The sequence below is a fragment of the Pseudomonas oryziphila genome, from assembly GCF_003940825.1.
Classification (GTDB): Bacteria; Pseudomonadota; Gammaproteobacteria; order Pseudomonadales; family Pseudomonadaceae; genus Aquipseudomonas; species Aquipseudomonas sichuanensis.
On sequence record NZ_CP034338.1, the window covers coordinates 5,676,749 to 5,688,127 of the forward strand.

Sequence of the window (11,379 nt, forward strand, 5' to 3'; positions counted from 1 at the left end):
GCTCCCACACAGCCAGCGCAATCCCTGTGGGAGCGGGTTTACCCGCGAAGGGCCGCAAAGCGGCCCCAATCGCACCGAATCCAGGAGCAGGCACCGTGAAGTCCCTCGACCACCTCAGCTTCGACAACCGCTTCGCCCAGCTCGGCGACGCCTTCTCCACCCAGGTCCTGCCCGAGCCGATTGCCGAGCCGCGCCTGGTCGTCGCCAGCACATCGGCCATGGCCCTGCTCGACCTCGACCCGGCCCAGGCCGAACTGCCGGTGTTCGCCGAGCTGTTCGGCGGCCACAAGCTGTGGGAGGAAGCCGACCCGCGGGCGATGGTCTATTCCGGCCACCAGTTCGGCTCGTACAACCCGCGCCTGGGCGATGGCCGCGGCCTGCTGCTGGGCGAAGTAGTCAACGACGCCGGCGAGCACTGGGACCTGCACCTCAAGGGCGCCGGCCAGACCCCCTACTCGCGCATGGGCGACGGCCGCGCGGTGCTGCGCTCGTCGATCCGTGAATTCCTCGCCTCCGAAGCCCTGCACGCCCTGGGCATCCCCAGCAGCCGCGCACTGTGCGTGATCGGCTCGAGCACCCCGGTGTGGCGCGAAACCCGCGAAAGTGCCGCCATGCTGCTGCGCCTGGCCCAGAGCCACGTGCGCTTCGGCCACTTCGAATACTTCTACTACACCCAGCAGCCCGAACAGCAGCGGGTGCTGATCGACCATGTACTGGAGCAGCACTACCCCGAATGCCGCGACGCCGAGCAGCCCTACCTGGCCATGTTCCGCACCATCGTCGAGCGCAACGCCGAGCTGATCGCCCGCTGGCAGGCCTATGGCTTCTGCCATGGGGTGATGAACACCGACAACATGTCGATCCTCGGTATTACCTTCGACTTCGGCCCTTACGCCTTCCTAGACGACTTCGACGCCAACTTCATCTGCAACCACTCCGACGACCGTGGCCGCTACAGCTACGCCAACCAGGTACCGATTGCCCACTGGAACCTCAGCGCCCTGGCCCAGGCCCTGACCACGGTGATCGAGGTCGAGCCGCTCAAGGAAGTGCTGGCGCTGTTCCTGCCGCTGTACCAGGCCCACTACCTCGACCTGATGCGCCGCCGCCTGGGCCTGACGACGGCCGAAGATGACGACATGGCGCTGGTCGAACGCCTGCTGCAGCGCATGCAGAGCGGTGGCGTGGACTACACCTTGTTCTTCCGCAAGCTCGGCGAGCGGCCTGTAGCCGAAGCCCTGCAAGTGGTACGCGACGATTTCATCGACCTGGCCGGTTTCGACGCCTGGGGCGCCGAGTACCTGGCGCGCTGCCAACGCGAGCCGGGTAACGCCGAGGGGCGGCGTGAGCGGATGCATGCGGTCAATCCGTTGTATGTGCTGCGCAATTACCTGGCGCAGAAGGCCATCGAAGCGGCTGAGGCGGGTGACTACAGTGAGGTGCGGCGGCTGCATCAGGTGTTGAGCAAGCCATTCGAGGAGCAGGCTGGAATGCAGGCTTATGCCGAGCGGCCGCCGGAGTGGGGCAAGCATCTGGAGATCAGTTGCTCATCCTGACCTGTGGGAGCGGGCTTGCCCCGCGATAGCGTCAGCCGCTACAACAACACTGCCTGATCTGACGCCATCGCGGGGCAAGCCCGCTCCCACGATGGCCAAAGGAGTTATACATGAGTGCACCCTTGGTAATCCCCTGCCCCCACTGCAACGGCCTCAACCGCATCCCCGCCGACCGCCTGGGTGACAGCCCGAAATGCGGCCGCTGCAAACAGGATGTGCTGTTGAGCACCCCGTTCGAGCTGAGCGAAAGCAATTACGCCGCCCAGATCAAGGGCGACCTGCCGCTGCTGCTGGATGTCTGGGCCGACTGGTGTGGCCCGTGCAAGAGCTTCGCCCCCACCTTCGAACAGGCCGCCCGCCAGCTGGCTGGCCGTTGCCGCCTGGCCAAGCTCGACAGCGAAGCCAACCGTAACCTCGCCGGGCAACTGGGTATCCGGTCGATTCCCAGTTTGATTCTGTTCAGGAATGGGCGCGAAGTGGCGCGCCAGGCTGGGGCGTTTCCGTTGCAGTCGCTGCTGGAATGGTTGCGCGGGCAAGGGGTTTGAGGGGATTGCGTCAGGGCTGACAGGGGTTCGACGAAAGATTTGCAGCGCCTATGAGATCGAGCGCCGCCCGCGCGGCGCTTCGCGGGTAAACCCGCTCCCACAGTTTGTTTCGGGCCAGTCTCTCCTGTGCCATCACCTGGTCCGCCTTGTTGGCACGACGCGGTTTCAGTGTGGGCGTTGCCGCCGCCCCACATGGCTCAAGACATGCACCAAGGCAGGCGCCGATACTTTCACAGGAATAATTGGCCCGAAACAAACTGTGGGAGCGGGTTTACCCGCGAAGCGCCGCGCGGGCGGCGCTCGATCTCATAGGCGCTGAAGAACTATCGGCGAACCCCTGTAAGCCCTCACGCACTCCGCTCCAGCAAATCATGCAACTCAACAAACTGCTGAGTCAGCTTGTGCCGTGGCTCCAGGTGAATCAGCGGCAAACTGGCATGGTGGGACTCACGCATCTTCACCGAGCTGCTCAAATACACCGGCAGCACCGGCAGCCCCTCGGCCAGCAGTTCGTCGAGCATCTGCTGCGGCAGGCTGGCGCGTGACTGGAACTGGTTGACCACGATGCCTTCGACCACCAGCTCGTCGTTGTGGTCTTCCTTCAAGTCGTCGATCTCGGCCAGCAGGCCATACAGGGCCTGGCGCGAGAAGCTGTCGCAGTCAAAGGGGATCAATACGCGATCAGCGGCGATCAGCGCGGAAACAGCGTAAAAATTGAGGGCCGGCGGGGTATCGATGTAAATACGCTCGTAGTCCTCGTCCAGCTCTTCGAGCAGTTTGCGCAGCTTGTTGATCTTGTGCTTGGCCTCGAGCTTGGGCTGCAGGTCGGCCAGCTCTGCCGTGGCGGTGACCACATGCAGGTTGTCGAACGGTGTTTCGTAGATATCGACCTTGTTCTTCTTGGCGAACGGGCCGCTGGACAGCGACTGCTTGAAGAAGTCGGCGATGCCCATGGGGATGTCGTCGCCGGTCAGGCCGGTCAGGTACTGGGTCGAGTTGGCCTGGGCATCCAGGTCGATCAGCAGGGTCCGGTAGCCTTCGCTGGCACTCACGGCCGCGAGATTGCAGGCAATGCTCGATTTGCCCACGCCACCTTTCTGATTGAACACCACGCGCCGCATGTCAGACCTCCGTGTATCAACGAATGCCCGAGTATGTGGCGACACTGCGCCATTGGCCAGCGTTGTTCGCTCAAGTTGACGGCAAGCAGCCCGACAACCTGCGAGTAACCGATTGTCGGAAACTGTGCCGCCGCGCAAGAGGACATGACGCATATGCGTGTGGATGTTGTCCGATAGCCATCATGTGGATTGATACAGGCCCCGTGCACCGGGATAATGCGCGCCACCTTCCCGTGCGCCAAGCCCGCACGGCGCGTGCTCCGAGTCATTCCCACGGACAGGAACTCCCTCAGGGCGGTAACGTCACACTCATCATGATCACCTTCGATATCAGCCAATGGCGTGCCTGGGCCCCGGGCCTGCAGAGCCCTGCCGACTGGCAGGCCTGGGCGGACGGCGCCGAACACGAGCCCTGTGCCGAGCAGGCGCCGGACGTGGCGTTCCTGCCGGCGTTGCAGCGCCGCCGCCTGAGCCATATGGCACGCATGGCCTTTGCCGTCGGCTGGCCGCTGGCCGAAGGTCACGCCAACCTGCCACTGGTGTTCGTCTCGCGACATGGTGAAACTCCACGCACCTTCTCGATTCTCAGCGAACTGGCCAGCCAGCAGCCCTTGTCGCCCACCCAGTTCAGCCTGTCGGTGCACAACGCGATGATCGGCCTGTGGTCGATCATGCGCGGGCAAACCTGCGAGATGACCGCCCTGGCCGCCGCCGGCGACGGCTTCGAGCAAGGCGCCGTGGAAGCCGCTGCGCTGCTCGCCGAAGGCGCACCGGCGGTGCTGCTGATCGTCACCGAAGAACAACCCCCGGCCGCCTACGCGCCCTGCATCAGCGATGTGCCGTTCGCCTACGCCGTGGCGCTGCTGCTCACCCCCGGCCAGCAATGGCAGTTGTCCCTTGGGCCGGCACAAACGGCGCCAGCCCCCAAGCTGCCCCATGCCCTGGCCTGGCTGCACGCCTCGCTCAACGGCCAGAACGCCTTTTCCCACACCTGGAGCCGTCGCACATGGAACTGGCAACGTCAGCCATGAACCGCCCCCGCGACGCCTACCTGTGGCGCCTGGCGGCCACCGCCCTGAGCTTCCTGCTGTTCGGCCTGGGCGGGCTGTGCCTGCGCCTGCTGGTGTTCCCGCTGCTGGCCTGCCTGCCGGGCAGTGGCGAACAGCATCGCCAACGCGCCCGGCGCACCATCGGCTGGCTGTTCTGGCGGTTCATCCTGATCATGCGCGGCCTCGGTGTGCTCACCTTCGAGATCAGCGGCGCCGAACGCTTGGGCCGGCGCGGGCAGATGATCATCGCCAACCACCCTTCATTGATCGACGTGGTGTTCCTGCTCGGGCGGGTGCGCGACGCCAACTGCGTGGTCAAGCACAGCCTGTTCGGCAACCCCTTCACCCGTGGGCCGGTGCGCGAGGCGCAGTACATCGGCAACGACGGTAGCCTGGACATGCTCGACAGCGCCGCCGCCTCGCTGCAGCAAGGCCAGCCGCTGGTGATCTTCCCCGAAGGCACCCGCACCCCGCCCGGCCAGGCCCCGGCCTTCCATCGTGGCGCCGCCGCGATCGCCCTGCGCGGTGCGAAAATCATCACACCGGTGATCATCCAGGTCAGCCCCACCACCCTGACCAAGCACGAGCCCTGGTACCGCATCCCCCGACGGCGCGTGCACTTCAGCCTGCGCGTCGGCGCCGACATCGACCCCCAGGCCTTCGCCAGCCTTGGCCCGGCGCCCCTGGCGTCGCGCAAACTCAATGATTACCTGCACCAGTACTACAACAAGGAGCTCGCCACCGATGAGCGATGCACAACACGACCTGAACCGTGACATCAAGCAACTGATCATCGACGCCCTGGGCCTGGAAGACATCAGCGTGCAGGACATCGACGACGCGCAGACACTGTTCGGCGAAGGCCTGGGCCTGGACTCGGTGGACGCCCTCGAACTGGGCCTGGCGATCCAGAAGCGCTACGGCATCAAGATCGACGCCGATGCCAAGGACACCCGCAACCATTTCACCAACGTCGCCACCCTCGCGGCGTTCATCACCGCCCGCCAGGCCGCCTGAGACCGCACCATGCAAACCCGCGAAGACATCTTCAACACCCTCCGTGACGCCCTGGTCGAGCTGTTCGAGCTCGAGCCCGAGCGCATCAGCCTGCAATCGCACCTGTACCAGGACCTGGAAATCGACAGCATCGACGCCATCGACCTGCTCGACCACATCAAGCGCAAGACCGGCAAGAAGATCAGCGCCGAGGACTTCAAGTCGGTACGCACCGTCAACGATGTGGTCGAAGCGGTTCATCGCCTGGTAAACAGCGCGGCATGAAACGCCTGGTCGGCCTCGGCCTGCTGCTGGCCGGCGTGCTGTATCCGTTTGCCGTGCACTACGGCCTGGGCCACTTCGCCCCGTGGCAGTTCGCCCTGCTGCTCGGCGGCCTGTGGCTGGCCCGCGCACTGAGCGCGCCACAACGCCCCGGTGGCCTGTGGATGGCCCTGGCGGCGCTGGGCTTCTGCGCGCTGCTGGCGCTGTCCGACAGCGCGCAACTGCTGCGCTGGTACCCGGTGCTGATCAGCAGCTTCATGCTCGCCCTGTTCGGCGCCAGCCTGCTGCAGGGCATGCCGATGGCCGAGCGCCTGGCCCGGCTGCGCGAACCCGAACTGCCACCGGCAGCGGTGCGCTACACACGGCGGGTGACCCAGGCCTGGTGCCTGTTCTTCCTGGTCAACGGCCTGATCGCCGCCGGCCTGACCCTGTGGGCGCCACTGGCCTGGTGGACCCTGTACAACGGCCTGATCGCCTACGCCGCGATGGGCCTGCTGTTCGCCGTGGAATGGCTGATACGTCAACGTGTGCGAGGACGCTCATGAACTGGATCAACCTCGAACACCTGCTGCGCCCGCTGGCCACTCCGCGCCCGGTGACCGAAGCGCCGGCCCTGGACCACGCCGCGCTATGCTTGCAAGCCCTGCGTCTGGCCGGCGGCCTGCAAGCCCGCGGCGTGCGCCGCCTGGCGGTACATGTGGACGACGCCGCGACGCTGGCCATCGCCCTGCTCGGCGCCTGGCGCGCCGGGGCGCAGGTGCTGTTGACCGCCGACCTGCAAGCGCAGACCCGCGCCCGCTGGCAGGCCCAGGTCGACCTGTGGCTCAGCGACCAGCCGGGCGACCCACAGCTCGACGACCTGCTGGGCGAGCCACTGGCCAGCGCCGACCTCGACCCCGAGCAGTGCCGCATCAGCCTGTGCACCTCGGGCTCCAGCGGCGAGCCCAAGCGCATCGACAAATGCCTGCGCCAACTGGGCAACGAAGTCATCGCCCTGGAGCAGTTGTGGGGCGCATCCTTGGGCGATGCGCACATCCTCGGCAGCGTCGCCACCCAGCACATCTACGGCCTGCTGTTCCGTGTGCTGTGGCCGCTGTGCGCCGGGCGCGGCTTCGCCCGCAGGGCCCAGCCGTTCCCCGAAGACCTGCAACGCGCCAGCCGCGAACACCCGGCGTTCGCCTGGGTGGCCAGCCCGGCGCTGCTCAAGCGCATGGGCGACAACCTCGACTGGCCTGGGCTGAGCGCAGTGCGGCGGGTATTCTCCTCGGGCGGCGAACTGCCCGCCGAAGCCGCCGAACGCCTGCACCAGCGCCTCGGCCAGTGGCCGACGGAAATCCTCGGCAGCTCCGAAACCGGTGGCATCGCCTGGCGCCAGGGTGAAGCCCTGTGGCAGCCGTTCGCCGACGTGGTACTCAGCCAGGATGCCGACGGCGCCCTGCGCATCGCCTCGCCCTACCTGCCCGCCGGCCACGTCGAGCAAAGCGCCGATGCCGCCGAGTTCGCCAGCGACGGGCGCTTCCGCCTGCTCGGCCGCCTCGACCGCACCGTCAAGCTGGAAGAAAAACGCATTTCCCTACCCATGCTCGAACAGGCCCTGTGCACCCACGCCTGGGTCGCCGAGGCGCGCCTGGGGGTGATCGAAGAAGGCCGCGCCTTCCTCGGTGCCCTGCTGGTGCCAAGCGCCGAAGGCCTGCATGTGCTGCGCAACCAGGGGCGCCGCGCACTGCTGGAGGGCCTGCGTGCGCACCTGGCCGAACACTGCGAGGCCATCGCCCTGCCCCGGCGCTGGCGCCTGCTGCGCCAGCTGCCATGCAACGCCCAGGGCAAGCTGCCCCAGGCCGAGGTCTCGGCGTTGCTGCTGGCCGCTCGCAGCCAGGCCCCCGAGGTGCTGGAACAGGCCCGTGAAGACAACCAGCTGCAACTGCGCCTGGCCGTGCCACTGGACTTGCCCTGCTTCACCGGGCATTTCCCGCAGACCCCGGTATTGCCCGGCGTGGTCCAGCTCGACTGGGCCATCGCCCTCGCTGCACCACTGCTGGCCGCCAACCTGCGCTTCGCCGGCATGGAAGTGCTGAAGTTCCAGCAACTGGTGCGCCCCGGCGACGCGCTGCAGCTGGACCTGCGCTTCGAGCCGGAGCGCGGCAAGCTGTACTTCAGCTACAGCCGCGCCGGCCAAGCCTGCGCCAGCGGCCGCATCCTGCTGGAGGCCGTCGGTGCATAAGCCCTGCGCGGTGATCCCGGTGTACAACCACGAACAGGCCGTGCCCAAGGTGGTCGACGACCTGCTGCGCGCCGGCCTGCCCTGTGTGCTGGTGGATGACGCCAGCCATGCCCCGTGCGCCGAGGTGCTGCGCCAGCTGGCCGAGCGCGCGGATGTGCACCTGGTGCAACTGGCGGTCAACCAGGGCAAGGGCGGCGCGGTGATGGCCGGCCTGCGCGAGGCCGCGCGGCTGGGCTTCAGCCACGCCCTGCAGGTGGACGCCGACGGCCAGCACGACCTGGCCGATGTCGACCATTTCCTGGCCCAGTCGCAGGTTTATCCACAGGCGCTGGTGTGCGGTTATCCCCAGTACGACGACAGCGTGCCCAAGGGGCGCCTGTATGCCCGCTACCTCACCCACGTGTGGGTGTGGATCAACAGCCTGTCACTGGCCATCCCCGACTCCATGTGCGGTTTTCGTGTCTACCCGCTGCCGCCCACCCTGGCGCTGATCGACAGCGTCAAGCTGGGCCGGCGCATGGACTTCGACCCCGAGATCCTGGTGCGCCTGGCTTGGCGCAACCAGCCGATGCGCTGGCTGCCGACCCGGGTGCACTACCCGCAGGACGGCCTGTCGCACTTTCGCCTGGTGCACGACAACGCGCTGATCTCGAAGATGCACGCCAAGCTGTTCTTCGGCATGCTCCTGCGCAGCCCACTGATTCTCTGGCGGCGGTGGCGGCGATGAGCGAGCAGCACTGGGCCGCGCAACGCGAGCGCGGCAGCTTTCGGCTGATGCAGCTGACCGCGCTGCTGGCACGCCTGCTCGGGCGCCGGCTGCTCAGCCCGCTGATCCATGTGATCGTCGCCTACTTCTTCCTGTTTGGCCGGCGCGCCCGGCGCAGCGCCTGGCAGTACCAGCAGCGCCTGCACCAGTGGAGCGCCGGGCAGACGCCAGCGCCCAGCCAGTGGCAGGTGTTTCGCCAGTTCATGGCCTTCGCCGACGCCCTGCTGGACAAGCTCGACGTATGGAACGGCCGCCTGCGCCTTGAAGACATCGATATCGTCGACCCGGCCGGATTGCGCGGGCAACTGCGCGGCGAGCGCGGGCAACTGCTGGTGGGCGCCCACCTGGGCAACCTTGAGGTATGCCGGGCATTGGCCGAACTGGGCGAGCAGGTGACCATGAACGTGCTGGTGCACACCCGCCATGCCGAGCAGTTCAACCGCCTGCTCGGCGAGGCCGGGGCCAACCACCTGCGGCTGATCCAGGTCAGCGAGCTGGACCCGGCGATCATGCTGCAGCTCTCGCAACGCCTGGAGCGCGGCGAGTGGCTGGCGATCGCCGGCGACCGCGTGCCGCTGCATGGCGCGCGCACCGCCACCGTGGACTTTCTCGGCCAGCCGGCCGCGTTCCCGCAAGGCCCGTGGCTGCTGGCCGGGCTGCTCGGCTGCCCGGTCAACCTGCTGTTCTGCCTCAAGCTGAACGGCCGCTACCAGATCACCCTGGAACCCTTCGCCGCACAGCTGCAATGGCGGCGTGCCGAGCGCGACCAGGTGATCCAGCAATGGACGGCCCGCTACGCCGAGCGCCTGGCCCATTACTGCCGCCAGGCGCCCCTGCAGTGGTTCAATTTCTACCCTTTCTGGAAGAGCGATGACGATGCAACCCCATGAGCCTGTCACCTTCGGCGAAGCGCCGCTGGCCATCGAGGACGTGCTGGCAGTGGCCGAGCGCCGTGCCGCTACCCGCCTGCAGGACGACGCCGAGTACCGCGAACGCATCGCCCGTGGCGCGCGCTTTCTCGACACCCTGCTCGACCAGCAAGGGGTGATCTACGGGGTCACCACCGGTTACGGCGACTCCTGCGTGGTGGCCGTGCCGCTGGAGCATGTCGAAAGCCTGCCGCGTCACCTGTACACCTTCCACGGCTGCGGCCTGGGCCGCCTGCTCGATGCAGCGGCCACCCGCGCGGTGCTGGCGGCGCGCCTGCGCTCGCTGAGCCACGGCGTGTCGGGGGTGCGCATGGAGCTGCTGGAGCGCCTGCAACTGTTCCTCGAACACGACATCCTGCCGCTGATCCCCGAAGAGGGCTCGGTGGGCGCCAGCGGCGACCTGACCCCGCTGTCCTACGTGGCCGCGACCCTCTCCGGCGAGCGCGAGGTGCTGTACCAAGGCGAGCGCCGCAGCAGTGCCGAGGTGCACCGCGAGCTGGGCTGGCAGCCGCTGGTGCTGCGCCCCAAGGAAGCGCTGGCGCTGATGAACGGCACCGCGGTGATGACCGGCCTGGCCTGCCTGGCCTTCGCCCGCGCCGACTACCTGCTGCAACTGGCCACGCGCATCACCGCGCTCAACGTGATTGCCCTGCAGGGCAACCCGGAGCACTTCGACGAGCGCCTGTTCGCCGCCAAGCCGCACCCGGGCCAGACCCAGGTGGCCGCCTGGCTGCGCCAGGACCTGGCCATCGATGCGCCGCTGCCGTCGCTGCACCGCCTGCAGGACCGCTACTCGCTGCGCTGCGCGCCCCATGTGCTCGGCGTGTTGGCCGACAGCCTGGGCTGGCTGCGGGGTTTCATCGAAACCGAGCTCAACAGCGCCAACGACAACCCGATCATCGACGGCGACGCCGAGCGCGTGCTGCACGGCGGGCACTTCTACGGCGGGCATATCGCCTTCGCCATGGACAGCCTGAAAACCCTGGTGGCCAACGTCGCCGACCTGCTCGACCGCCAGCTCGCGCTGCTGGTGGACGTGCGCTACAACCACGGCCTGCCGAGCAACCTGTCCGGCGCCGAGGCCGAGCGGGCCATGCTCAACCACGGTTTCAAGGCCGTGCAGATCGGCGCCAGCGCCTGGACCGCCGAAGCCCTCAAGCAGACCATGCCGGCCAGCGTGTTCTCGCGCTCCACCGAATGCCACAACCAGGACAAGGTGAGCATGGGCACCATTGCCGCCCGCGATGCCCTGCGGGTGCTGGAGCTGACCGAACAGGTCGCCGCCGCCACCTTGCTGGCGGCCAACCAGGGCGTCTGGCTGCGGGCCCGTCAGGCCGACGCCCGGCCTTTGCCGCCAGCGCTGGAACAGATGCACCAGCTGCTGCTGGCCGACTTCGCCCCGGTCATCGAGGACCGCGCCCTGGAACACGACCTGCGCCTGTGCCTGACCCGTATCGGCCAGCGCCACTGGAGGCTGCATGCGTAACCCTGGGGTGTTTCACGTCGACAGCGAAATCGTCGTGCCGTTTTTCGATGTGGACAGCATGCACATCGTCTGGCACGGGCATTACGTCAAGTACCTGGAAGTCGCCCGCTGCGCCTTGCTCGAGCGCCTGCAGCACGATTACCGAGGCATGCAGGCCTCCGGTTACCACTGGCCGGTGATCGACCTGCAACTGCGCTACATCCGCGGTGCCACCTTCGGCCAACGCCTGACCGTACGCGCAAGCCTGGTGGAGTGGGAGAACCGCTTGAAGATCCATTACCTGATCAGCGATGCCGAAACCGGCGAGCGCATGACCCGTGCCAGCACCGTGCAGGTAGCCGTGCATATCGACAGCGGCGAGATGCAACTGGCCTCGCCGCAGGTGATGCTCGATGCGGTTGCCAAGGTGTTGCCATGAGTCGCCTGTT

13 protein-coding genes are annotated in these 11,379 nt (G+C 67.2%); 12 read left to right on the forward strand and 1 reads right to left on the reverse strand.

Features of this window, described 5'->3' with window-relative positions; translation table 11 throughout:
- The first annotated feature begins 95 nt into the window (after positions 1-95).
- On the forward strand, positions 96-1,556 hold the full coding sequence (gene selO / locus EJA05_RS26365; protein WP_125860835.1) for a protein adenylyltransferase SelO: 1,461 nt from the start codon (positions 96-98) through the stop codon (positions 1,554-1,556).
- Positions 1,557-1,666: 110 nt separating this feature from the next.
- Positions 1,667-2,101: a thioredoxin TrxC gene (gene trxC, locus EJA05_RS26370; protein ID WP_125860837.1), complete on the forward strand. Its 435-nt coding sequence runs from the start codon at positions 1,667-1,669 to the stop codon at positions 2,099-2,101.
- A gap of 347 nt (positions 2,102-2,448) precedes the next feature.
- Here trxC and EJA05_RS26375 read toward each other — a convergent pair whose 3' ends face one another.
- Positions 2,449-3,222 carry a ParA family protein gene (locus tag EJA05_RS26375; protein ID WP_110995334.1) on the reverse strand — a complete coding sequence of 258 codons (774 nt, stop codon included), beginning with the start codon at positions 3,220-3,222 and terminating at the stop codon, positions 2,449-2,451.
- 314 nt (positions 3,223-3,536) lie between these two features.
- Between EJA05_RS26375 and EJA05_RS26380 the strand changes: the two genes are divergently transcribed.
- Genes EJA05_RS26380 through EJA05_RS26425 form a run of 10 tightly spaced genes read left to right on the forward strand, consistent with a single transcriptional unit; the run spans position 3,537 to position 11,369 of the window.
- Positions 3,537-4,253 (forward strand): beta-ketoacyl synthase chain length factor, encoded by a 717-nt coding sequence (locus tag EJA05_RS26380; RefSeq protein ID WP_125860839.1) that lies wholly within the window; start codon positions 3,537-3,539, stop codon positions 4,251-4,253.
- Positions 4,229-5,047 (forward strand): lysophospholipid acyltransferase family protein, encoded by an 819-nt coding sequence (locus tag EJA05_RS26385; protein ID WP_125860841.1) that lies wholly within the window; start codon positions 4,229-4,231, stop codon positions 5,045-5,047. The genes EJA05_RS26380 and EJA05_RS26385 overlap by 25 nt, the downstream gene beginning before the upstream one ends.
- On the forward strand, positions 5,016-5,288 hold the full coding sequence (locus EJA05_RS26390; RefSeq protein ID WP_125860843.1) for a phosphopantetheine-binding protein: 273 nt from the start codon (positions 5,016-5,018) through the stop codon (positions 5,286-5,288). The genes EJA05_RS26385 and EJA05_RS26390 overlap by 32 nt, the downstream gene beginning before the upstream one ends.
- 9 nt (positions 5,289-5,297) lie before the next feature.
- Complete coding sequence (locus EJA05_RS26395) at positions 5,298-5,552, forward strand: acyl carrier protein (RefSeq protein ID WP_110995337.1); 255 nt, start codon at positions 5,298-5,300, stop codon at positions 5,550-5,552.
- Positions 5,549-6,094 (forward strand): COG4648 family protein, encoded by a 546-nt coding sequence (locus EJA05_RS26400; RefSeq protein WP_125860845.1) that lies wholly within the window; start codon positions 5,549-5,551, stop codon positions 6,092-6,094. Before EJA05_RS26395 ends, EJA05_RS26400 begins: the two co-directional genes overlap by 4 nt.
- Positions 6,091-7,770 carry an AMP-binding protein gene (locus EJA05_RS26405; protein WP_125860847.1) on the forward strand — a complete coding sequence of 560 codons (1,680 nt, stop codon included), beginning with the start codon at positions 6,091-6,093 and terminating at the stop codon, positions 7,768-7,770. Before EJA05_RS26400 ends, EJA05_RS26405 begins: the two co-directional genes overlap by 4 nt.
- Positions 7,763-8,497, forward strand: coding sequence for a glycosyltransferase family 2 protein (locus EJA05_RS26410; protein WP_125860849.1), 735 nt, complete (start codon positions 7,763-7,765; stop codon positions 8,495-8,497). The genes EJA05_RS26405 and EJA05_RS26410 overlap by 8 nt, the downstream gene beginning before the upstream one ends.
- Entirely contained in the window at positions 8,494-9,426 is a 933-nt protein-coding gene (locus EJA05_RS26415) for an LpxL/LpxP family acyltransferase (RefSeq protein ID WP_125860851.1), read from the forward strand. Before EJA05_RS26410 ends, EJA05_RS26415 begins: the two co-directional genes overlap by 4 nt.
- Positions 9,407-10,951, forward strand: coding sequence for an HAL/PAL/TAL family ammonia-lyase (locus EJA05_RS26420; RefSeq protein WP_125860853.1), 1,545 nt, complete (start codon positions 9,407-9,409; stop codon positions 10,949-10,951). Before EJA05_RS26415 ends, EJA05_RS26420 begins: the two co-directional genes overlap by 20 nt.
- Positions 10,944-11,369, forward strand: a complete 426-nt coding sequence (locus EJA05_RS26425; protein WP_125860855.1) for an acyl-CoA thioesterase — start codon at positions 10,944-10,946, stop codon at positions 11,367-11,369. Before EJA05_RS26420 ends, EJA05_RS26425 begins: the two co-directional genes overlap by 8 nt.
- The last annotated feature ends 10 nt before the right edge of the window (positions 11,370-11,379 follow it).